Source organism: Budvicia diplopodorum, assembly GCF_009800925.1.
GTDB classification, from domain to species: Bacteria; Pseudomonadota; Gammaproteobacteria; order Enterobacterales; family Enterobacteriaceae; genus Budvicia; species Budvicia diplopodorum.
Genome location: NZ_WOYF01000003.1, coordinates 84799 through 106401 on the forward strand (window position 1 = coordinate 84799; position 21603 = coordinate 106401).

21 protein-coding genes are annotated in these 21603 nt (G+C 47.2%); 7 read left to right on the forward strand and 14 right to left on the reverse strand.

Translation table 11 applies throughout. From position 1 onward, the window contains the following. Positions 1-4: 4 nt before the first annotated feature. The 6 genes from nit1 to GVI43_RS04400 all read left to right on the forward strand — a co-directional run bounded on the left by nit1 (position 5) and on the right by GVI43_RS04400 (position 4993). The gene (gene nit1 / locus GVI43_RS04375) at positions 5-853 is read left to right on the forward strand and encodes a deaminated glutathione amidase (RefSeq protein ID WP_159565534.1); all 849 of its coding nucleotides are present in this window, start codon (positions 5-7) and stop codon (positions 851-853) included. A 4-nt stretch (positions 854-857) separates the two neighbouring features. Beyond that, on the forward strand, positions 858-2303 hold the full coding sequence (tldD, locus tag GVI43_RS04380) for a metalloprotease TldD (protein WP_159565535.1): 1446 nt from the start codon (positions 858-860) through the stop codon (positions 2301-2303). A 132-nt stretch (positions 2304-2435) separates the two neighbouring features. Further along, positions 2436-2936 (forward strand): DUF1993 domain-containing protein, encoded by a 501-nt coding sequence (locus tag GVI43_RS04385; protein WP_159565536.1) that lies wholly within the window; start codon positions 2436-2438, stop codon positions 2934-2936. A gap of 257 nt (positions 2937-3193) precedes the next feature. Continuing rightward, positions 3194-4060 carry a DUF817 domain-containing protein gene (locus GVI43_RS04390; protein WP_211959066.1) on the forward strand — a complete coding sequence of 289 codons (867 nt, stop codon included), beginning with the start codon at positions 3194-3196 and terminating at the stop codon, positions 4058-4060. A 160-nt stretch (positions 4061-4220) separates the two neighbouring features. After that, positions 4221-4727, forward strand: coding sequence for a ribonuclease domain-containing protein (locus tag GVI43_RS04395; protein ID WP_159565537.1), 507 nt, complete (start codon positions 4221-4223; stop codon positions 4725-4727). Next, positions 4727-4993 carry a barstar family protein gene (locus GVI43_RS04400; RefSeq protein ID WP_159565538.1) on the forward strand — a complete coding sequence of 89 codons (267 nt, stop codon included), beginning with the start codon at positions 4727-4729 and terminating at the stop codon, positions 4991-4993. Before GVI43_RS04395 ends, GVI43_RS04400 begins: the two co-directional genes overlap by 1 nt. A 34-nt stretch (positions 4994-5027) precedes the next feature. Here GVI43_RS04400 and GVI43_RS04405 read toward each other — a convergent pair whose 3' ends face one another. The 6 genes from GVI43_RS04405 to yjgA all read right to left on the reverse strand — a co-directional run bounded on the left by GVI43_RS04405 (position 5028) and on the right by yjgA (position 13112). Then, on the reverse strand, positions 5028-6482 hold the full coding sequence (locus GVI43_RS04405) for an AAA-type ATPase lid domain-containing protein (protein ID WP_159565539.1): 1455 nt from the start codon (positions 6480-6482) through the stop codon (positions 5028-5030). A gap of 424 nt (positions 6483-6906) precedes the next feature. After that, the gene (gene phsC, locus GVI43_RS04410) at positions 6907-8553 is read right to left on the reverse strand and encodes a thiosulfate reductase cytochrome B subunit (RefSeq protein ID WP_159565540.1); all 1647 of its coding nucleotides are present in this window, start codon (positions 8551-8553) and stop codon (positions 6907-6909) included. Positions 8554-8560: 7 nt separating this feature from the next. Then, positions 8561-8995, reverse strand: coding sequence for a cytochrome c3 family protein (locus tag GVI43_RS04415; RefSeq protein WP_159565541.1), 435 nt, complete (start codon positions 8993-8995; stop codon positions 8561-8563). A 15-nt stretch (positions 8996-9010) separates the two neighbouring features. Beyond that, a complete protein-coding gene (locus GVI43_RS04420; protein WP_159565542.1) occupies positions 9011-10636 on the reverse strand; it encodes a flavocytochrome c in 1626 nt (541 codons plus the stop codon). Positions 10637-10655: 19 nt separating this feature from the next. Then, positions 10656-12317: an HAL/PAL/TAL family ammonia-lyase gene (locus GVI43_RS04425; RefSeq protein ID WP_159565543.1), complete on the reverse strand. Its 1662-nt coding sequence runs from the start codon at positions 12315-12317 to the stop codon at positions 10656-10658. A gap of 243 nt (positions 12318-12560) precedes the next feature. Continuing rightward, positions 12561-13112, reverse strand: a complete 552-nt coding sequence (gene yjgA / locus GVI43_RS04430; RefSeq protein WP_159565544.1) for a ribosome biogenesis factor YjgA — start codon at positions 13110-13112, stop codon at positions 12561-12563. 281 nt (positions 13113-13393) lie between these two features. Here yjgA and pmbA point away from each other — a divergent pair, with 281 nt between their 5' ends. Further along, positions 13394-14734, forward strand: coding sequence for a metalloprotease PmbA (pmbA, locus tag GVI43_RS04435; protein WP_159565552.1), 1341 nt, complete (start codon positions 13394-13396; stop codon positions 14732-14734). Between the two features lie 101 nt (positions 14735-14835). Here the strand turns inward: pmbA and rapZ are convergent, their stop codons facing one another. The 8 genes from rapZ to kdsD all read right to left on the reverse strand — a co-directional run bounded on the left by rapZ (position 14836) and on the right by kdsD (position 21357). After that, positions 14836-15705 carry an RNase adapter RapZ gene (gene rapZ, locus GVI43_RS04440; RefSeq protein ID WP_159565553.1) on the reverse strand — a complete coding sequence of 290 codons (870 nt, stop codon included), beginning with the start codon at positions 15703-15705 and terminating at the stop codon, positions 14836-14838. A gap of 211 nt (positions 15706-15916) precedes the next feature. Beyond that, positions 15917-16429, reverse strand: a complete 513-nt coding sequence (gene ptsN, locus GVI43_RS04445) for a PTS IIA-like nitrogen regulatory protein PtsN (RefSeq protein WP_170324311.1) — start codon at positions 16427-16429, stop codon at positions 15917-15919. A gap of 18 nt (positions 16430-16447) precedes the next feature. Continuing rightward, positions 16448-17878 (reverse strand): RNA polymerase factor sigma-54, encoded by a 1431-nt coding sequence (gene rpoN / locus GVI43_RS04450; protein WP_159565557.1) that lies wholly within the window; start codon positions 17876-17878, stop codon positions 16448-16450. Positions 17879-17927: 49 nt separating this feature from the next. Next, positions 17928-18653, reverse strand: coding sequence for an LPS export ABC transporter ATP-binding protein (gene lptB / locus GVI43_RS04455; RefSeq protein WP_159565558.1), 726 nt, complete (start codon positions 18651-18653; stop codon positions 17928-17930). 46 nt (positions 18654-18699) lie between these two features. Then, positions 18700-19224 (reverse strand): lipopolysaccharide ABC transporter substrate-binding protein LptA, encoded by a 525-nt coding sequence (lptA, locus tag GVI43_RS04460; protein WP_425482125.1) that lies wholly within the window; start codon positions 19222-19224, stop codon positions 18700-18702. Beyond that, positions 19220-19795 carry an LPS export ABC transporter periplasmic protein LptC gene (lptC, locus tag GVI43_RS04465; RefSeq protein ID WP_159565559.1) on the reverse strand — a complete coding sequence of 192 codons (576 nt, stop codon included), beginning with the start codon at positions 19793-19795 and terminating at the stop codon, positions 19220-19222. Before lptC ends, lptA begins: the two co-directional genes overlap by 5 nt. Next, on the reverse strand, positions 19792-20340 hold the full coding sequence (kdsC, locus tag GVI43_RS04470; RefSeq protein ID WP_159565560.1) for a 3-deoxy-manno-octulosonate-8-phosphatase KdsC: 549 nt from the start codon (positions 20338-20340) through the stop codon (positions 19792-19794). Before kdsC ends, lptC begins: the two co-directional genes overlap by 4 nt. A gap of 48 nt (positions 20341-20388) precedes the next feature. Further along, a complete protein-coding gene (gene kdsD, locus GVI43_RS04475; RefSeq protein WP_159565561.1) occupies positions 20389-21357 on the reverse strand; it encodes an arabinose-5-phosphate isomerase KdsD in 969 nt (322 codons plus the stop codon). Between the last annotated feature and the right edge of the window lie 246 nt (positions 21358-21603).

The following is a 21603-nucleotide window of genomic DNA, read 5'->3' on the forward strand; positions in this document are numbered from 1 at the left end:
GTTGATGAGAAAATCTAACGTTGCCTTATTACAATTATGCAGTGGGGATAATGTTCGCGCTAATTTAGCGCAGATTGAGCAACAAATTAAACAACTGAAACCTCATGTTAAATTGGTCATGACGCCGGAGAATGCGCTGCTGTTTGCGGATACTCAAACCTACTATAAACATGCCGAAACCGAAGGCAGCGGCCCGCTGCAGGATGCTATTCGCGAGATGGCTATCCGCTATGGGGTTTGGATTCTGATCGGTTCAATGCCGCTAATCAGTAAAGATGATCCGAATCGCCTCACCGCCAGCAGCCTGCTGTTTGACGAGCAGGGAGAACTGAAGGCCCGCTATGATAAACTTCATATGTTTGACGTTGAGGTTGCCGACAGTCACGGTCGCTATCGCGAATCAGACACCTATGACTACGGTAAGCATATTACCGTGGTCGATACGCCGGTTGGCCGGTTAGGTATGACCATTTGTTATGACCTGCGTTTCCCTGGCCTGTATCAGGCCTTGCGTGAACAGGGCGCCGAGTTAATTTCTATTCCAGCCGCATTTACCCGCGTGACCGGTGAAGCCCACTGGGAGATCTTATTGCGTGCGCGTGCGATAGAAACCCAGTGCTGGATTTTAGCGCCGGCTCAGGTCGGGCGTCATGGTGCGACCCGCCGTACATGGGGCCATACTATGGCGATTGACCCGTGGGGTACGATTATCGGGCTGAACGCCGATACGGTTGAAGGAATAAAGATTCATGTTGATACCTCCGGTATGCAAAAGCTCCGGGAGCAAATGCCGGTGGTGCAACACAATAGATTTCAGCCCGTGCTGATAAACTCACAGACTAAGAGCGAATAATTATATGAATCTGACATTGGTCAGTGAGCAGCTACTGGCTGCTAATAAATTAAGCCATCAGGACTTATTTAACGTTCTTGGCCAAATGTCTGAACGCCGTTTAGATTATGCCGATCTCTATTTTCAATCTAGCTTTCATGAATCATGGGTTATTGAAGATGGCATTATCAAAGATGGCTCTTATAACATCGATCAGGGCGTAGGCGTTCGGGCCGTTAGCGGTGAAAAAACCGGTTTTGCCTATGCAGATCAGATAACCCTAAACGCATTAACCCAAAGTGCCCACGCCGCACGTAGTATTGTCAGCGACAAAGGCAATGGTAAAAGTCACGTGCTGGGCGCAGTGAGCTATCTACCTCTGTACCCGGCGTTAGACCCGTTACAAAGCCTCACTCGCGAAGCCAAAATTGAGCTTCTGCATCAGGTTGATAAAGTGGCCCGTAATGCCGATAAGCGTGTGCAGGAAGTAACGGCCAGTATCAGCGGTGTCTATGAGCAGGTTCTGGTTGCAGCAACGGATGGAACTCTGGCCGCCGACGTTCGCCCGCTGGTTCGTTTTTCTGTCAGCGTTTTAGTTGAAGAAGACGGTAAGCGTGAACGCGGCTCCAGCGGCGGCGGTGGGCGTGCTGGCTATGATTACTTCTTAGAAAATACCGATCGGGGCATTCGGGCTGAAGTGTATGCCCAAGAAGCGGTGAGAATGGCCTTAATTAACCTGTCAGCCATTGCCGCGCCCGCCGGGGCTATGCCCGTGGTGTTAGGTGCCGGCTGGCCGGGCGTGTTATTGCATGAAGCCGTCGGCCATGGCCTTGAAGGCGACTTTAACCGTAAAGGTTCATCGGTGTTCAGCGGCCGAGTGGGCGAGTTGGTGGCTTCCAAGCTTTGTACCGTGGTTGATGACGGCACGATGGCAGGGCGAAGAGGTTCAGTGGCTATCGATGATGAAGGCGTTCCCGGTCAGTATAATGTGCTGATTGAGAACGGTATTCTTAAAGGCTATATTCAGGATAAGCTTAATGCCCGGCTGATGGGGCTCTCTCCGACCGGCAATGGCCGCCGTGAATCGTATGCTTGCCTGCCAATGCCGCGTATGACCAATACTTATATGCTGGCCGGTCAGTCGACTCCCGAAGAGATTATTGCCAGCGTAAAACATGGCCTGTATGCGCCGAATTTCGGCGGTGGTCAGGTTGATATTACTTCCGGTAAGTTTGTTTTCTCTACCTCAGAGGCCTATCTGATTGAAAACGGCCGAATTGGTAAAGCGGTTAAAGGTGCGACCTTAGTTGGTTCAGGCATTGAAGCGATGCAACAAATTTCGATGGTCGGTAATGACTTAGCGCTGGATAAAGGCGTCGGCGTGTGTGGCAAAGAAGGCCAGAGCGTGCCCGTCGGCGTGGGGCAGCCAACGCTGAAGTTAGATAACCTGACAGTTGGTGGCACGGCTTAGTTTCTATTTAGGCTATTTAGGTCAGAAAACGGGATTTCTGCCCGAGCTGAATTTCAGCCCGGGAGGCTGATTACCTTTTGAGCTTAACGCCAAAAGGCACAATCGTTATGCACTGTTTTTCAGGAGTTAAAAATGAGTCTGTCTTATTATCAAATTGCTACTCAAAGCACTATTCGGGTATTGAATAATCTGGATCATTTAATCGATTTGGCGGTTATTTTCTGTGCCGAGAAAAAGATTGAACAGTCGGTGTTGCTGAATGCGCGCCTGTCGCCGGACATGTTTCCATTGTCTCGCCAGATTCAATTAGTCAGCGATATGACTAAAAGCTGCGCCGCGCGGTTAGCGGGGGCTGATGTGCCAAGCTACGAAGATAATGAAGCAACCTTTGAACAGCTTAAGGCGCGAATTGCGAAAACTATCGATTTTATCAAAACGGTGAAAGAGGGCGACTTTGCCGGCTGTGAAACGCGTAAAGTTGCGCTGAACTGGTACCCTGAGCCGATGATCAGCGAGGTGTTCTTGCTACAGCATGCGCTGCCAAATATCTATTTCCACATTACCACCGCGTATAATATTTTGCGCCATAACGGCGTTGCCGTGGGTAAACGGGATTATTTGGGCCAGATTTAATACTGGCGTAAATCTGAATCAAAGCCTTGAGGGTCTCCTTAAGGCTTTCTTTTTACCCGGGTAATTTTATTTGTCAGCGCCATGACTCGTTTTTTTCTGGTGTTAATCATATTTGAGATTTGCAACTGGACGCTATATACGCGGTCAATAGGGTAATAAGCGATAGATTTCAATTTTTTCACTTCACATAAGCTTCATTAACTTCACACATTACATAGTTATTCTGGCCGCATTATCGAATAGGGTCGGAGCTAGCAATGTCTGTTATTTATCCTACATCCATTATTTCTAATTATGCTTGCCCATGGTACCTGCCCCGATGGATGCGTAGCCTGCCTTTACCTTTATTAGAGTTTTGGAGCTTTGGCATTAAAGAGGCTCTGAGCTGTGCTTTTGCCGTCTCCTTTTTTATTACGTTAGCCCTATCAAAACTGGTTTATTTTGGCAGTTTACCCCGCTATGACTTTATTTTAATCGTGGCGTTGGGGGTGCAGTTTGCAATGGTTTATAGCGGGCTGGAAACTAAAAAAGAGCTGATGGCTATTTCCCTGTTTCATCTGCTAGGGCTAGCGCTGGAGATATTTAAAACTTCACCCGAAATAGCTTCGTGGGTCTACCCTGAATTTGCTTATACCAAGGTATTCGGTGCTCCGCTGTACAGTGGGTTTATGCATGCGGCCGTTGCCAGCTTTATGCTGCAATCGTGGCGACACCTCTGTTTAAGGCTTAGCGATTATCCACATCATTGGGTGGCGATATTATTGGCGACAACAATTTATCTTAATTTCTTCACTCACCATTATATTGGCGATTACCGTTGGCCACTGACCTGTATTTTGCTGGCTACTTTCTGGAAGACTAAAGTTCATTTTAAACCGATAGAGCGTGAATTCTGGATGCCTTTACCCTTAGCATTTCTGTTAATTGGCTTCTTTGTTTGGATAGCTGTAAATATAGTTACGCTGTTTGGCGGCTGGCAATATCCTAATCAGGTTAATCATTGGGAGTTAGTGAGTTTTGGTAAGATTGGGTCGTGGGGGTTATTAGTGGTTATTACTTTTGTTATTGTGGCTGAATTGAAATTATTCAGTAAACGTAAAGAAGAAAATGAGTTGAGAGGCTAATAAGTAAAGGTATTTTATCTTATAACGATTATTTCGATACATATAGTCACATTTTATCGAGCAATTTTTTTGGTTAATTCTCTACTAATGATAGGATGACCAAGCTGGGCTATTTAATCTGGCCCATATATTAAAGGTAATAATCGTTGATAAAGAAGATATGAAGAGAAATTCGTTAAGTATATTAGTGTTGTTTGTGCTGTTAGTTATTGGTGGAATTGTTATCAACAGGATGTATTTAACCGATAACCGCCCGCAGGTAACCGAGTCCGTCGGGCGTCAGAGTTCTGATGTGCAACAACCAACTTCGGTAAATGCCCCTTCCGTCGATATTGACCGACTGACTCAACAAGGCGTAGTGGTTAATTATTTACGCCAGAATAATAGATTGCCTGATTATTACATCACTAAGAATAAGGCGCGCTCTCAAGGCTGGGATGCACGCGATGGGAACCTATGTCGAGTATTACCCGGTAAAGCCATTGGCGGCGATCGATTTTCTAATCGCGAAGGCACTTTGCCTGAGGCTAAGGGGAGAATATGGTTTGAGGCAGATATTAATTATCGCTGCGGCCACCGGGGAGCAGATCGACTGCTTTATTCCAGCGATGGTTTGATTTATGTAACTCATAATCACTATAAGCGTTTCACAGAGGTTAAGAACTAATGAGAAAGGTCATTTTTGATTTTTCAAATATTCATTCTATGTCCGATTTTTATCTCCAGTTTGTAGATTCATTTCTGCTGCCAGACTGGTTTGGTAATAATTTAGATGCATTATGGGATGTATTAACCGTACAAATTAACTTTCCGGTTGAAATAGTTTTTCTCCATTTTGATCGTTATTCATTAGATTTCCGTTCGCTATTTACGCTGCTTAAAGACGCAGAGGAAGACTTAGACGGCCAGCTTACCTTCTTGACCAGCCCGTAATTGAGCTTTGGCAATGCGGGCCTTGGTGGCCATTTTAGCTGAACGTTTCTTTGGTTATTCCCAGCTTTTTCATTTTACTATAAAGGGTATTACTATTTACCTTAAGCATTTGGGCTGCGCCACCGTCTCCGGATATTTTTCCATTGGTGTGCTTTAGCGTCTCAATAATATGCCGCTTTACTATCTCATTTAGCGATAAAATCGTGTGCTCTTTTGGCGACGTTTCCTGAGCGTATTCACCCGGCCTGATATCTAAAATGTCAGAGTGAGAGGCGATCAGTGCTTTTTCTAAGCGGGCTATTAGCTCGGTAATATTTCCCGGCCAGCCATAGGTTAATAATGATTGCTGAAAGCGTGTTGATAGCAGTGGCAGACGCCGTTGGTGTTTCTTACCCAGTTTTAGCAAATAATGAGTGACCAGCTCAGGAATATCTTCCCGCCGTTGTCTGAGAGGTAATAGCGATATACATAGGCAAAATAGCCTATCTAAAGAACTGCAGGTTAATAGGTGCTCAGGATCTACCCGCGTTTGGTTTGGTAAGGTTCGGGTAATAATAATGCGGGGTAAACAACCCTGCTGTTGCCTTATCTGAATGTTCTTTATTAGCTGTTCTTGCAGGTTTTCATTCAGACACTCAATATTTTCAATCAGGAACGTCCCGTCTCCTGCATTATTCAGCAGAGTATCGCTGGTAATGCTTTGCAGAGAAAGTGTAGATATTTGGGGTGGCCTATTTGGTCGGTTGATAAACAGTGTCATCGTCTCGGCGTAAAAGACCGTAAGCGGTTTATCCGGGTGGTTAAATAATTGATGAAGATGGTGGGCTAAGCGTGATTTTCCCGTTCCTTCTTCACCTTTAATCATAATGGGCTGTTGGCTTTGGGATATTGACGGTAGCTGGCAGAATAGTACCGATATCGGACTATTTTGCGCGGCAATAAATCCGGCCGGTAATATTTTTGTAGACTGAGACGTATGATGAGAATAGCGGGTGTGCTTATTCTCTTCATTAATTAGCCCCAAATGCAGTAGCGCACGGGATGATAACAGCGAAAACGGGCCGCGTAGAGACTCAACCCGCTCGCCGTGTACCGGTTTGAATGCGTTAGTTTGATAGCTAAAAAACACCACCGCACCTAAACGTGTGTCGTCGACTTTTAATCGCATAACGATGGCGGACTTTACTTTGCGAAAGTGAGTTTTAATCACGAAATCGGTTAATGGCTCATCGGATAGCTGGTTTAGAATGACGGTAGTAAAATTATCGCTGACGATAAAATTAGACAGAACGTGCTGTGGAATTGAAAGTACGTCGAGCTTCAGGTGTCCGCGATTTCGGGTGGCTAAAGCCAGAAACTGAATGCTTTGAATATCATCGCGATAATAATTAAGAAATATGCCGTCAGCGGGAAAATCTTCCGGAGCGGCTTTTACGCAGGCTGAAATAGCTTTATCTAAATGAAGCGTACTACATAAAGCTTCGTGCATAATGAGTTATTCCTACTATTTAACCTCTGGATGCTGGAAAAACGTCAGTAATATACCCGTTGTACCTCAAGCCGCAGGTACGTTGACTGCACACACTTTCTTGCTGTCACTCTCTTTATTTAAGGTATAAACCGGATATTTATTTATCAGCTTTTTGATTGATTAATTATGGTGATAATTATGAATGTAAACTTTTGTATGGGGATATACTCTGACCTATCTCAAGATAATCGACTATTTCAAACTTCCGTTTAATAAAATGAATTTATTCATCTAGGTCATATTGTGTCCGGTGGTTAACTTATTGGCCGGTATGTTTTATTTTCTCGAACACCCTATTTTTTTATTTGACCATGAAATTAAAAAGCCCCTTTTATCGATATCAGATAAAAGGGGCTTAGCTTAGTGCTGGTAATAGGCCAGATTACTCGTCGTCACTTTTTCCTCTATAACGGTGATAGCCACTAATCATGCCTTTAAACAACGCAGTGAGGCTATCTCCGGTGGTACAAAGATAAAGGTGGACCATCAGGAACAACAACGAGATCGCTGCCAGTCCGTAATGGGTATAAACAATAACCTGCTTGCCCGGAAGGCCAAATAGTATTGCTGGCGTATAGTTTGAATAGAGCATCAGTAATCCAGTAATTATCAGCAATGGCACGACTAAATACATCATAGTGACGTAGCCTAACTGTTGTAACGAATTAAATTTACTCTTCGCAGACGGGTGCTCCGGGTGTTCGGCACCAACAAAGATCCCGTATAGGTAATAACGAGTTTGTCGCAATATTTTGCCTAACAGGCCTTGGATCCGGATGAGGTAATGATGGCCATTACCCAGCAGGTTAATCACAATAAACACCAGCCAGATAAAGCACAGCGCAAGGCCAACCAGGTTATGCAGGTCAACCCAGACTGACAGTTCGCCCTGACTGAAGTGCATACCAATGCCGGAAATTAGCAGCAAAATAAAGCACAGGGCGTTGAGACCGTGCCAGAGCCTGACCGGTAAGGTATACAGGTAGGTTTTATGCAATGACATACCGTTGGACAGTAAGCGACGTTTTCTGGCTGTCAGTAAACGAATCAGGCCGTGTCCCGCTAACAGCAGGAATAGGGCGGCTGCAATAGCGCTGATGGCTTTATCTAGTCGAATATTCCCGTTTGCGCCAATCATATAGGTGTTAGTAAACAGGTTTCCGTTAACCCACTGAATGCCTCTTTCGGCCGGAATTCCACCCAACGCGTTGAGCTTGTCCTGAAGTGCCTTGTCGTCAAACAGCCCTTGTTTGAGCAAACTGCCCGCCAGATTCTGCTCGGTCGGCGTAAAGTTTTGCCGTTGAGCCAGCAGTGATTCTGCGGTATGGCACTGGTTACAGGCCACGCTCTCTTTTGCCGGAGCAATGTTATGCAGCGTTGGATCTTTACTATCAGCATGACAGTCGATACAGCGCAGTGAGCTTAGGTGCAGAGGCGGATTTGGCAGAGATCGGTGGGTAAGATCCTGCTCGGTGACCTTTTTTCCACCCGACAGCGCTTTATATTCCGTTGGCCGGGTATGGCAGTCGGTACACATGGCGTTTGATGCCGCTATTTGTGGTACCGTCGGCTGGGTAATGATGCCCGGCTGCATGGTGTGAGCGTCATGACAGGATTCACAGGTAAACTTACCCTGCTCACTCTTGGTTGCATGAACGCTCTTTTTGTACGCATCGGTTATCTTATGCTGCACCAGCCCATGACAGCTTTCACAGCTGTTGGATGCCACGGTGGTCTGAACGTGGGGCAGGGCTTCAAACCCGGCATTACCATTGACGCTCTGATGGCAGGCCACGCAGGGAACGCTAGCATGGACACTATCCTGATAGCTTTCATCGGTAATCAGTAGCTTGGCACCGGCATTGCCTGATGTGACCGCATGAATATCGCTGTCGTTATGGCAGCGCTGGCACTGAGCATTAGGATCGTTAGCGGCCTGAGCATAGAGGGAAAGAGTCAATAGCCCTAAGAGCGTCACGGAGCGAAATGTGTACTCCAGCCATTTTGTTATGGATGCTGTCTTCATCATATCCTCATCATGGCTTCATATTGGGGTATTTGAACAAGTGACAGCTATTGCAATAGACTTTAGACGGCTGATGTTCGCTATGACACGCGCTGCACGGGACATCTTTTCCATAATGGATTGAGTTATGCGGGTTTGGCTCTGGATGCGCTTCGTCTGACTTAGGTTCCGTCATGGCGGCAACTTGGTCGGTGCTTCCGTGGCAGGTTAAGCAGCTCTTATCGTTCGGCGGCGTAGTCGGCGTTTTTGCACCATGGCACAGCTGGCAGCTGGCCTGACTGTTCGTGGCTTCCAGCGGTTTATGGTAGGGTTTAATGGTGATGCCGCTGAGCTTTTGCTGAAAAGCTTTAGCGTCATTAGGCTGTTGCTCCGCAGTTTGTTGGGCCCACGTACTCAGGCTGAACAGCGCCAGTAAAATAATTGCGATGCGTTGATAAATAGACATAGCTTCTCCCGTAGCTTAGGCGTTGTCTGGTACAGACGAGTTAAACAAAGGATCGGCTGGTCTAGTGGCAATATGTGCACCGGCAACTCGCCCCAAAACTAATCCATCAGCGACGGCGCAGCTACCGAGCCGGCTGGCACCGTGCGGCCCTCCGGTCACTTCTCCTGCGGCATATAGGCCGGGGATAGGTTGCCCTGACATGGAGTCGATGACCTGAGCATTGACGTTAATCTGAACCCCACCCATGGTGTAGTGCACTTTAGGCCAAACCCGGACCGCAACGTAGGGGCCTTGCTCGATAGAAATTGCCCGGCTAACGTCTTTACCCATTGGGTCGCCGCTGCCTTTTTTCACCGCGGCATTATAGGTATCAACTTCGTTTTGCAGGTTTTCATACGGAATAGCGAAGTGGTCGGCCAGCTCTTTTAGCGTATCAAACTGCCAGGCGACGTTATATTTCATCGCGCCGGGCAGGCTTTGAGCCTGCTTAGCGCCTTCGAGATTAGTAAAGCAGACGGGATAAACCGGTTTTCCACTGGCGTCGCGCTGGGCAAGGATCGCATCTTCACGGGCCTTGCGGTCGGCGAGTTCATTGGTAAAACGTTTACCGGTACGAACGTCAACCATAATTCCTTTCGGGTAGCCCGCAATGGTATTGAACTGAGAGACATAGCCGAAGCCTTTTTCATCCGGAGAACACCATGGGCCAAGCTGTATTAGATCCAGCTGAACCGGCGTAGCGCCGATTTTTAGCATTGCCATAATGCCTTCGGCCGTAGCGCCCGGATGGTTTGTTGTATCAACATCGGTGCCTAATTGAGGGTCTTGAAGCATCCGAAAGCGCAGGTCATTGCTGAATCCGCCGTTGCACATCACCACGCCTTTTCGGGCTCCGTAGCTTTTTAATGTACCGCTCGATTCATCGGGGAAGCGATAATCGTCCTTAACCTGAATGCCGAGCACCGTTTGCTGCTCATTTTGAATAAAAGATTCAAACTTACAGCGGTTTTTGAATACCACTCCCATTTTTTGTGCTGACTGACGCAGGGGCATAACGATACCGGCACCCGAACTTTCAACGGTTTGTAAGGTGCGTGGAACGGAGTGTCCGCCGAAGTGTTGAACAAACGGTTTGTAGCGGACACCGTGCTGTAAAGTAAACTGATAGGCTTCCTGCGTGCCGTTAACCAATACGTGGAGCAGATCGTGATGATTCAGCCCGCGACCGGCTTTTAGCATGTCTTTGAACATCAGCTCCGGCGAGTCTTCAATGCCAGCCTCTTTTTGCAGCGGCGAACCGGCGACGGCAAACGCGCCGCCGTTAATGGTTGAGTTACCGCCGAATACGGCCATTTTATCGATCACCAAAACGCTTTGCCCTTTAGCTCTGGCTTCCAGCGCCGCCGCCAACCCGGCAAATCCGCTACCGACAATAATCACGTCATAAATTTGGTGGAACCGGGTTCTTCCCCCGGTTACCGTTTCAGGGATATTAACCGTCACAGGAGCAGCCTGCCCGGATTGGACCATGGCCAGTGACATCACTCCGCCGGTAGCTAATATCGCGCCGCGAGTTAAAAAGCGCCTGCGGGTGGGGTTATTAAGGCTATCCGGTGATAGCGTTTTTTTATCATTACTCATATCAATATCCCTCAGAACCTTACTTTTGGCCGTGATAGCTGGCAACAATCTCTGCACCATGTTTGATATCGTCGCTGTAAATCCGGTCCTGATCGACGAAAGGAATCATTTTGCGGTAGGTCTGGTAGAGATCTTGAGTTTGTTTACTCATTTTGAGTTTTGGCATGATTTCTTTTCTTAAATCAATAGCCTGAGTAGAGTGAAGCAGCTCAAGTCCGTAAATCACGCTGATATTATCAACAATGTGCTGTAGACGCTGAGAGGCGTACAGATTGTTGGTGAACGTATCTTCAATGGTGCCGGCCATTACCTGTCCGTCCAGCGATACAGGATTGGCTAAATCGACAATTTCAGACTGAAGTGCAACCTGAGGCTTTTGAATGGCACCGAAAGCGTGTCCGGCATTTCCTTTAGCAGTCAGAAAGCGGCTGAGGCCGGTGAAGTGATCGTCAGATAGGTGTAAGGTGCGTTGCACGCTGTTATGAGATAAATGCGCCAGTGATAGCGATAGATGCTCAACGGCCAGCGCCAGCGGTAATGGCTCAAAGTTAGCGCTTGGATAGATTGCGCCTTTAATGTCTTTACCCTGTACGTAGTACTGTTTTACCTGACTGTTATCGGCATATTCTTCAGTGGCATTCAGAATAACCGCCGGGTTGTCGTCAGAGCTGTTCATCTGTATTGATAACATTTGTTGGGCGTCAGCCAGATCGCGTTTAGCTTCGTTTAACGCAAAAACCGTAGTGCGGAAAGAGAGCGGATCCTGAAGAGGACGGGTTTCATTTTTATCCCACAGATAAGAACCGGTCAGCGCGTCGCGAATATCTTTGGCGCTATCGGCTAAGCCGGGGAAGGGGCGAACCGCGATAGTTTGCGGTAATACCGGCGAGATATTACCGTTCAGGCCTTCCAGACTCATGGCAAATACTACGGGAGTCATGTCAATAATCTGTTGAGCGTCCATAATTGCTTTGGCAGAGTAAGCGGTAGAGATGGCGTTGGTTGATAAAATAGACAGGGCGTCTTTACCAACGGGTTCTAATGGCTTAATCGCGGCTTTGTTTAAGGCTTCTGCGGCAGGAACTTCTTTTCCATTTACCGTAACGCGCCACTCACCCATCATGGCATCACCGATATGTGAGGCTAACGTGATGTCGGCTTCACCCACTGAACCGCGGGAAGGAACCACTGGGGTAATCCCCTGATTAAGGAATTTTTCATACAGTTCGGCTACGTAAGGCTGTGCTCCGGTAGCGCCGGTCAGCATGGTATTTAAACGAATAACCATCGCAAGGCGAACCATATCAACCGGCATGTTGGGCCCAACGCCAGCCCCGTGGGCGCGTAATGCGTTGCGATTGAAGTCTTTTGAGGCTGCTAACACCTCCGGGCTGAGCTTGCCATGGGCATCAAAAAGCGACTTATCTTTGTTTAGCCCAACGCCTACGGTTAACCCATAAACAGGAACGCCCTGTTCAGCCGCCAGCATTAGCAGTTGGTTTGATTTTTTCATTCGTTCCATTGCGGCCGGATCGATTTGAACATTTTTTCCTTCGGCCGCAACGGCCCAGGCTTCGGCAACCGTTAGGTTTTGGCCATTGAGTACCAGAAATTCCTGTGCCATTAAACAGCCGCTGAATAGCGAGCCTGCAATAAGTACTACCGCTGAATATTTTTTCATTGTTATTCTCCATAATAAAGTTATGGATATTCTAATTATTTATAGGTAGCCGGAATTAGAGACGGTGAGCACATCAGGTCGGGGGATTTTTGATATATCGTGAAAAAGCGAGAAGGCTAAATATTCATCACAGGTTTGTTACGGACTGTTGGCAGAATCGTTATTGAATATCGAGAGCTGTGGCGAGAGGGGCTGGCCATTATCCCGCGTTGAAGAGGATAACGGCACAGGGCGCAAAGAAACTTAGTCTTCTATATTCTCGGCAAGCTCTCGCAGATAATGAAAAATCTGACGGTAGGTTTTTGGCGGTTTCTTGGCCGAACGCTCTTTCTGAGCCTGACGTACCAGCGAACGTAACTGCTGGCGGTCTGCGTGAGGATAAAGATCCATCACGGTGGTAATGGCATCGTCACCGTCGTCCAGCAGGCGATCTCGTAAATGTTCCAGTTTATGAAACAGGGAAATTTGCTGGTTATGGCGATTTTTTAGTTTGTCCAACGCGGTCTGGATCGGTTCAACGTCGGTAGAACGCAACATTTTGCCAATCAGCTGAAGTTGGCGACGGCGGCCTTCCTTTTTTATCCGCTGCGCCAGATCGACCGCCGCGCGTAAGTCTTCGCCTAATGGGATGCGATCCAGCGCATTTTTCCCCAGTTCGACGAGTTCCGCGCCAAGATCTTTAAGGGCTTCAGCGTCGCGTTTGATTTCACTTTTACTGACCCAAATAATCTCATCGTCTTGCGGATCTTCTTTCGGCAAATCGTCTTCGAGCCATTCGCTATCGAATTTATTCATATTTTACTTAACCTAAATAAAGGTGCTTTAAAGTTGGTATTAATTTATTTCTGTGTCTCTTTGCAGAAACAGGGCCCAAATAAGCCAAAGTTACGGCCAGAAGCTATTATTTAGGATCGCTATATTTACTATTAATCTTAACAGGTAGTTGGCTTTCTGCGAAATCCTGTCTCTCATTCTGGCTCTGAAACTTATTACCGGGCCGTAACGCCAATTACTTTGAAGTGAGATCCTGTTAAACTTTGTTCAATCTCTTTTTGATGATGGCAGAACCTAAGACAATGAATATAGTCACTCAAGTTGCAGAGCAACGCAAAATGCTGGAGCAGGCGGTTGCTCAGGCACTGGAACTCGCCGGAGCTGCTTGCGACGCTGCAGAAGTTTCGATTACTAAATCTACCGGTATTGGCGTTACTACCCGTTTCGGTGAAGTCGAAAACGTAGAGTTTAACAGCGATGGCGCTTTAGGTATTACCGTTTATTACCAGCAGCGTAAAGGAAATGCGTCATCAACAGATTTAAGCCCCGAGGCGATTGCTCGCGCGGTTCAGGCGGCGCTGGATATTGCCCGATATACGTCGCCGGATCCATTCTCAGGCCTTGGCGATCGTGAACTCATGGCGTTTGAAGCGCCTGATTTGGACTTGTTCTACCCGACTGAGCTGGATGCAGAAAAATTTATTCAGCAAGCATCGATTGCCGAGCGTACGGCGCTGCAGGTCGATAAGCGCATTACTAACAGTGAAGGTGGAAGCTATAACAGCCATTACGGCATTAAAGTTTATGGTAACAGCTACGGTATGTTGCAAAGCTATCGCTCTAGCCGCCATTCCCTTTCATGCTGCGTTATTGCTGAGCATAATGGCGAAATGGAGCGTGATTATGCGTATACCGTTGCCAGAGACATTGCCGATTTAGAAACGGCCGAGTGGGTTGGTCAGGAATGTGCCCGCCGTACGCTTTCCCGTCTTGATGCCCGTAAGCTTCCCACTATGCAGGCGCCGATTATGTTTTCGGCCGAAGTGGCAACCGGTTTATTTGGCCACTTGGTTTCCGCTATCAGCGGCGGCAATATTTATCGTAAATCCTCTTTTTTACTCGACCACTTGGGTAAGCAGATTCTGCCGGACTGGCTGACGATTACTGAATATCCTCACCTGCTAAAAGGGCTGGCTTCAACGCCGTTTGATAGTGAAGGTATTCGGACCCAGCAGCGCGATATTGTGAAAGCAGGCATGCTGGAGACCTACCTTCTTACCAGCTATTCTGCCCGTAAGCTGAATATGACTAATACCGGCCACGCCGGAGGTATCCATAACTGGCGGGTGCCGGGGCAGGGTAATGACTTTGATGCCATGCTAAAACAGATGGGTCGCGGTTTGTTAGTGACTGAGCTGATGGGGCAGGGCGTTAGTACCGTAACCGGTGATTATTCTCGTGGTGCGGCCGGTTTCTGGGTTGAGAACGGTGAAATTCAGTATCCGGTGAGCGAGGTGACGATTGCCGGTAATCTTAAAGATATGCTGCGCAATATTGTGACGGTTGGTGATGATATTGAAACCCGTAGCAATATTCAGTGCGGTTCGGTGTTGCTTGAGCAAATGAAGATTGCCGGAGAGTAGCTGATCGTGGCGTGATGGCTATAAAAAAACAGACTTCGATGATTGAAGTCTGTTTTTTTGCTGTATTTAAAAAGGCTATCAATCAATCTTTTTAACTGTTATTAGCTACTTTTACCGTCATTCTTGCGCTTTTCTAAGGTGCGATGACGAGACTGAACGTTTTTACCGCGAGAGCGGAAATAATCAGCCAGCTGTTCTGCAACGTAAACCGAACGGTGCTTACCGCCGGTACAACCGATAGCAACCGTCAAATAGCTACGGTTGTTGGTTTCCAACATCGGTAGCCACTGTTCCAGATAGCTACGGGTCTGATAAATAAAGTTGTGAACCTCGGTATGGCGATCGAGAAACGAGGCCACTGGCTTATCCAAGCCGGTCATTGGGCGCAGTTTCGGATCCCAGTGGGGGTTTGGCAGGAAGCGCACGTCAAACACGTAATCCGCATCGATAGGAATACCGTGCTTAAAGCCGAAAGATTCAAATACCATGGTGAGTTCGCGTTCACGTTTGCCTAGCAGGCGAGTTCTTAGCATTTCGGCTAATTCATGAACCGACATTTCTGCAGTATCAATGATCAGATCTGCTCTGGAGCGTAGCGGCTCAAGCAGCAGGTTCTCTTCATCGATAGCGCTTTCCAGCGACAGGTTTTTATTGGATAACGGGTGCAGGCGGCGAGTATCGCTATAGCGCCTGATTAACGTATTCCGGTCAGCATCAAGGAACAGTAGCTGCGGAGAAAAGTTGCTGGGTAAATTGTTCAGCACTTCTTCCAGAACTTCTGGTGTTTCAGGCAGATTACGCACGTCAACGCTGACTGCCGCTGAGATATTTCGCTCGGCTAAGGTTTCCGCTAGCTGTGGCAATAAAACAACCGGTAAGTTGTCGACGCAATAAAAACCCATGTCTTCCAGTGCGCGTAATGCAACCGATTTTCCTGAGCCTGAACGGCCGCTGACAATCATCAGCACCATGTTGCTACTCCCCTTGATAATCGTAATACGATCTTAAATGCTAAACCCAGTTTATACTGGCAACCTTCAATTTCTGTTTACATTACTAGCCTACAACCGTTTCAATCTTAGTAACAATCTTAGTTATTCAGGTCATTAATAGGCTGCCGTAATGGACATTTCTGCTTCTTCATTTTAACAATAGCTATGACGTTAACATGAACCATAATTTTTAAACAGGCTGATTTTCTATCGTTGGGTTTTCTATTCCGTTAGAAGGCTGTTTGGTCAGCAACTGATAAAGTTCTTCATCCGTTCTCGCCATTCTCAGCTGGCGGCAGAGGGATTTATCGGCCAGCTGCTGGGCAATCGCCGATAGCGTTTCCAAGTAGGTTTGACACTCTTCAGCCGGTACTAACAGGGCAAACAGGATATCAACCGGTTGGTTATCAACGGCATCAAAATTCACCGGATGTTCCAGACAGATAAATACGCCGATGGCGCGGGTAGTATCTTCAGTTAGCTTGCCGTGTGGAATGGCAATGCCAGCGCCAATTCCGGTACTGCCCATCCGCTCGCGGTTCAGGATAGCTTCGAATACTACAGCCGTAGGAATATTGAGCTGGCTGGCGGCCAGTTCACTGACTATTTCTAAAGCACGTTTCTTACTGGTGCAGTGAACGGCACTGCGTGTGCTTTCTAATTTTAGAATAGAGCTTAAATGCATATTGGATTGACTGTTCATCATGTTGATGCCATTGAGTCAAATCAGCTGTTTCCGCTGATTTGATGGGGGAATAGATAACGACTCCCTGTACTTTGCTACCGTCCGTCTGGCAACAATAATCCCTTGTTCGGTCAGCATGTCGGCAATTTTACTATCGCTCAACGGCTTCCCTGAGTTTTCTGCTGAAATTAATTTTTTAACCAATGCCCGGATGGCGGTTGATGAGGCTTCACCGCCGGTATCCGTATTTACGTGGCTGGAAAAGAAGTATTTTAACTCAAATATTCCGCGGGGGCTATGTAAGTACTTTTGCGTAGTTACGCGTGAAATGGTTGACTCGTGCATATCCACGGCTTGGGCGATATCTGCCAGTACCATCGGGCGCATGTATTCAGCCCCCAGCTCAAAAAACTCTACCTGTCGTTCAACAATACATTCTGTTACGCGAAGCAGGGTGTCATTGCGGCTTTCTAAGCTTTTGATCAGCCACTTGGCATCTTGCAAATTAGTGCGGATATATTGATTGTCACTGGCATTATGCGTGTTAGTCATTGACGCATAGTGTTGATTAATCTGTAGCCGGGGGATGCTTTCGGTATTTAATTCAACGGTCCACTTCCCCTGAATTTTGCGTACCAGCACGTCTGGAATCACATACTCTGACTCACCAGCGTGAATTGACTGGCCGGGGCGCGGGTCTAAACGTTGAATGAGCAACATCGCCTCTTTAAGCGATTCTTCTTTAATGCGGCTGAGCTTAAGCAAAGAGCGGAAGTCGTGGCTTCCCATCAGGGCTAAGTGCCGATCGACAATCTGTCGAGCTTCTGCGAGATAGGGCGTTTTGACGTCTAACTGTGATAGCTGGACCAGCAGGCATTCGCGCAGATCGCGCGAGGCAACGCCGACCGGGTCAAACCATTGGATGCGTTTTAGTACGGCCTCTACTTCATCAAGGTCGATATTATCTTGGCCCAGCCCCTCCAAAATTTCTTCAAGAGAGACCGTGAGGTAACCGGTAGTATCTACGGCGTCAATAATCGAGGTGGCAATGGCTTTATCGATATCAGAAAATGGCGTTAAATCCATTTGCCACATCAGATGATCCTGCAGCGTTTGAACGGTTTCGCCCTGAAAAATTGGCAATTCTTCGCTGCCGTAGTCATTACTGGTGCCTGATGGCGTTCCGGCCGAATAGATCTCGTCCCATGTCGCATCTAGCGGCAGGTCTTCTGGAATGTCTGACTGCTGTAGCGCTTCGCTGGTATCAAGCTGTTCGCTGTCTTGCTCTTCACGAGCATCTATCTCTTTGTGAAGATCGGTTTGCTCAAGCAATGGATTACTTTCCAGCGCGAGTTGAATTTCTTGCTGTAGCTCAAGCGTCGACAGCTGCAGCAGACGTATTGCCTGCTGTAGCTGTGGAGTCATGGTTAGTTGTTGACTTAACTTGAGCTGTAAACTTTGCTTCATAATAAGTTACTACGCTTCTTTATTATTACTGGTCGTTGGTAGTCGACAGCTACAGGCGGAACTCGTTGCCTAAGTAAACCCGTTTCACGTGTTCATTTTCCAGAATTGATTCCGGCGTTCCGTGAGCAATTAAGTGGCCCTGATTGACGATATAGGCCCGCTCACACACGTCGAGCGTTTCACGGACGTTATGGTCGGTGATTAGCACGCCTAGCCCGCTATCGCGAAGATGTTCAATGATCTTTTTGATGTCGATAACGGATATCGGGTCAACGCCGGCAAAAGGTTCATCTAGCAGAATAAATTTAGGATTAGCCGCCAGCGCCCGTGCAATTTCTACCCGACGGCGTTCACCACCGGAGAGGGACTGCCCCAAATTTTTACGCAAATGGTCGATGTGGAACTCTTCTAATAGCTCATTAGCGCGATCTTCTCGCTGCTGGCTGGTCAGATCGTTGCGAATTTGCAGCACACCCATCAGGTTATCGTAAACGCTCAGGCGGCGAAATATTGACGCTTCCTGAGGCAGATAGCCGATGCCGCGACGGGCGCGGGCATGCAGAGGTAACAGGCTGATATCTTCGCCGTCAATGAAAATAGAACCCGCATCTCGCTGAACTATGCCGACAACCATATAGAACGTTGTTGTTTTTCCGGCTCCGTTTGGCCCGAGTAAACCTACAATTTCACCTGAATTGACGGTAAGGCTGACATCTTCGACAACCCGGCGGCCTTTATAGGCTTTAGCTAAATTCTCTGCTGTTAACGTTGCCATTCGCTGTTGTTTACTCTTCTGTATTTAGATTGCTATTAAAATGGAGTTAGTTTTTTTTCTGTAACTGGGAAGGTACCAATATTGTGGTTACGCGTTTTCCCTTGTCGCTGAAAGCTTCCATTTTTTGCTGTTTAACTTTATAGGTAATACGATCGCCTTTAACGTTGCTATCTAGCTGTTCCAGATAGGCATTTCCGCTTAGATCGACGAAGTCATTGGCCAATTCATAGCGAAGTTTAGCCCCGTGGCCTTTAACCGGCTTGCCGCTGTCTTGCATCTGGGAGAAGGTAACCGGATTACCAAAGGCTTCAACCACTTCATTGCCTTTTTCTTCTGTGCGCGTTACCACAACTTTATCTGCGCGGATATCAATGCTGCCTTGCTTAACGACAACATCGCCGGTAAATGTCACCACGTTGCCTTCCATGTCCAAAGACTGCTGGGCGGACGTGATATTGATAGGCTGATTAGTATCATCCTTCATTGAAAAAGCGGGCGCACTGCTAACCAGAAAAATCCCGGCTATCACGGTACTCGCCATCACGCTCTTAGCGCTATTTCGGGATTTAATTTTTAGCTTTTGGTTGAACTTCATAATAGGTTTTTACCTTTTCAATCAGCTTCGCTGTTTTACTGCGCAGGTTACCACGCATTTTCATTCCTTCGGAGGTAAAATTAGCTCCGTACAGAGTCACATGGTCGTCAGAGCTGATGTCTTGCGTTATCAAATTGACATCAGCGTTATCCGTTTTGATTCTTTCCAGCTGAGATGTTGTCGTCAGGCTGTTTACTTCCACGTTACTATAAAGATACAGCATACGATTTTTAGTCAGCTTTGCCCGATCGGCCCGAACGGACCACGTAGCAACGGTATCTTTATCAAACATAATCATCATTGGCTTAGTAAACCAAGTATCTTCCGAGGCGGTATAATACTTAACGTCTTCTGCCGTTAGCTTATAGTTTAACTGACCTTCGGGATTGTACACTATCGTGACCATTTGTTGGCTTTGATAGGTAGGTTCTTTCTCGTCCGGCGGCGTTGCCGTTTTTTTATCGTCCATATCGGCCAAGTTCCAGCCAATCAGGGCCACGGCGATGAGGGTCAATATCATTGTCAAAATTAGCTTCATTCTACTCATATTGACAGCCCCTGTGCGCCTTCCAGCTTATTTTGAGCCTGCAAAATTAAATCACAGAGCTCACGTACTGCACCGCGGCCACCGGCAATTCGTGTGACATAGTGCGCTTTGGGTAACAGTAACGGATGAGCATCGGCAACGGCGACGGATAAACCTACCTTTTCCATTACAGGCCAATCAATCAGGTCATCGCCAATATAGGCAACTTGTTCTGGTAGTAGCGATAAGTTGCTTAAGATTTTGTCAAATGCAATCAGTTTATTGGACTGCCCTTGATACAGATGAGTGATGCCTAGCGTTTTAGCCCGATGTTCCACTAGGCTTGCGTTTCGCCCGGTAATGATAGCGACCTCAATATCCGATGTTATCAGGCAGCGGATACCATAACCATCACGCACGTTGAATGCTTTTAACTCTTCGCCATGATTGCCCATATAAATCAGGCCATCTGACATAACGCCGTCAACGTCACAGATCAACAAACGAATATTTTTCGCTCGCTGAAAAACGTCTTTACTTACAGAGCCGTAGCACGTGTTAATCATGTTTATTACTCATCCGAAACGCTTTATTCGTTTATTGACTATTTTGCTTTAAACAACGCCAGCGCGCAGCATATCATGCATATGAACGATGCCGCGTAATTGATCGCCTTCCGCCACTAAAACGGCGGTAATGTGGCGAGATTGCATCAGGTTCAGCGCCTCAACTGCCAGCATGTTTGGTGATACTCTGATGCCACCTTTAGTCATTAAATCGCTAATTTTGGCATCATTAAACTCAATGCCTTGATCGAACACGCGGCGTAGGTCGCCGTCGGTAAAGATACCCTGAATAATCAGGTCGTCATCGCAAATCACCGTCAGGCCTAAATTCTTTCTGGTAATTTCAATGAGCGCTTCACGCAGTGATGCCGTTTTATTGACGCGTGGAATGTCATCGCCGGTGTGCATGATATCACTAACCCGTAGCAGCAGTTTGCGGCCCAGTGCACCGCCGGGGTGAGAAAGCGCAAAGTCATCAGCCGTAAAGCCTTTGGCTTTGAGCAGGGCAACGGCTAAAGCATCACCGATAACCAGCGTGGCCGTTGTGCTGGTTGTTGGGGCTAATCCAAGCGGGCAGGCTTCTTGGGGAACATTGATGCAAAGGTGGGCATCTGCCGCTTTGCCCATCGAACTATTCGGATTACCCGTCATGCAGATCAGCGGGATTTGCAACCGTTTTATCACCGGGATAAGCGCGGTGATTTCATTGGATTCGCCTGAGTATGAAATGGCAATAACGATGTCATCAGCGGTGATCATGCCCAAATCGCCGTGGCTGGCTTCACCCGGATGAACAAAGAAAGACGGCGTTCCGGTACTGGCGAATGAGGCAGCCATTTTACAGCCAATGTGGCCTGATTTTCCCATACCCATAACGACCACTTTGCCTTTGCAGTTGAATATCATTTTGCAGGCTTGTTCAAAATTCTGGTCGATATATTGATAGAGCTGTTCAAGCCCGGCTCTTTCAATATCAAGAACTTCTTTACCCGCTTGTTGAAAATCAAAACTAGACATGACTCAATCTCACTCTATTCAAGGGCTCTTCGTCCTGTTACGGCAATATAGCTAGAAACAGCATATTTATTAGCGTGTAGAATACGTTATGTATGCCAATATAAAAGATAAAACTGGCCACTAACAGGGCGTAGTGATGGTTCGATACGCTGGCCTATTAAGCACATAATACCGTTAATATGGTTCAACGCCCAATTTTTACTCCGTAACGTTAAAAACCAAACGGCGTAGGTGACAAACTGGCAA

What these genes read in the sequence shown, in the direction of transcription:
- nit1 (WP_159565534.1), top strand. Translation starts at nt 5, where the DNA reads ATGAGAAAATCTAACGTTGCCTTATTACAATTATGCAGTGGGGATAAT.
- tldD (WP_159565535.1), top strand. Translation starts at nt 858, where the DNA reads ATGAATCTGACATTGGTCAGTGAGCAGCTACTGGCTGCTAATAAATTA.
- GVI43_RS04385 (WP_159565536.1), top strand. Translation starts at nt 2,436, where the DNA reads ATGAGTCTGTCTTATTATCAAATTGCTACTCAAAGCACTATTCGGGTA.
- GVI43_RS04390 (WP_211959066.1), top strand. Translation starts at nt 3,194, where the DNA reads ATGTCTGTTATTTATCCTACATCCATTATTTCTAATTATGCTTGCCCA.
- GVI43_RS04395 (WP_159565537.1), top strand. Translation starts at nt 4,221, where the DNA reads ATGAAGAGAAATTCGTTAAGTATATTAGTGTTGTTTGTGCTGTTAGTT.
- GVI43_RS04400 (WP_159565538.1), top strand. Translation starts at nt 4,727, where the DNA reads ATGAGAAAGGTCATTTTTGATTTTTCAAATATTCATTCTATGTCCGAT.
- GVI43_RS04405 (WP_159565539.1), bottom strand. Translation starts at nt 6,482, where the DNA reads ATGCACGAAGCTTTATGTAGTACGCTTCATTTAGATAAAGCTATTTCA.
- phsC (WP_159565540.1), bottom strand. Translation starts at nt 8,553, where the DNA reads ATGATGAAGACAGCATCCATAACAAAATGGCTGGAGTACACATTTCGC.
- GVI43_RS04415 (WP_159565541.1), bottom strand. Translation starts at nt 8,995, where the DNA reads ATGTCTATTTATCAACGCATCGCAATTATTTTACTGGCGCTGTTCAGC.
- GVI43_RS04420 (WP_159565542.1), bottom strand. Translation starts at nt 10,636, where the DNA reads ATGAGTAATGATAAAAAAACGCTATCACCGGATAGCCTTAATAACCCC.
- GVI43_RS04425 (WP_159565543.1), bottom strand. Translation starts at nt 12,317, where the DNA reads ATGAAAAAATATTCAGCGGTAGTACTTATTGCAGGCTCGCTATTCAGC.
- yjgA (WP_159565544.1), bottom strand. Translation starts at nt 13,112, where the DNA reads ATGAATAAATTCGATAGCGAATGGCTCGAAGACGATTTGCCGAAAGAA.
- pmbA (WP_159565552.1), top strand. Translation starts at nt 13,394, where the DNA reads ATGAATATAGTCACTCAAGTTGCAGAGCAACGCAAAATGCTGGAGCAG.
- rapZ (WP_159565553.1), bottom strand. Translation starts at nt 15,705, where the DNA reads ATGGTGCTGATGATTGTCAGCGGCCGTTCAGGCTCAGGAAAATCGGTT.
- ptsN (WP_170324311.1), bottom strand. Translation starts at nt 16,429, where the DNA reads ATGAACAGTCAATCCAATATGCATTTAAGCTCTATTCTAAAATTAGAA.
- rpoN (WP_159565557.1), bottom strand. Translation starts at nt 17,878, where the DNA reads ATGAAGCAAAGTTTACAGCTCAAGTTAAGTCAACAACTAACCATGACT.
- lptB (WP_159565558.1), bottom strand. Translation starts at nt 18,653, where the DNA reads ATGGCAACGTTAACAGCAGAGAATTTAGCTAAAGCCTATAAAGGCCGC.
- lptC (WP_159565559.1), bottom strand. Translation starts at nt 19,795, where the DNA reads ATGAGTAGAATGAAGCTAATTTTGACAATGATATTGACCCTCATCGCC.
- kdsC (WP_159565560.1), bottom strand. Translation starts at nt 20,340, where the DNA reads ATGATTAACACGTGCTACGGCTCTGTAAGTAAAGACGTTTTTCAGCGA.
- kdsD (WP_159565561.1), bottom strand. Translation starts at nt 21,357, where the DNA reads ATGTCTAGTTTTGATTTTCAACAAGCGGGTAAAGAAGTTCTTGATATT.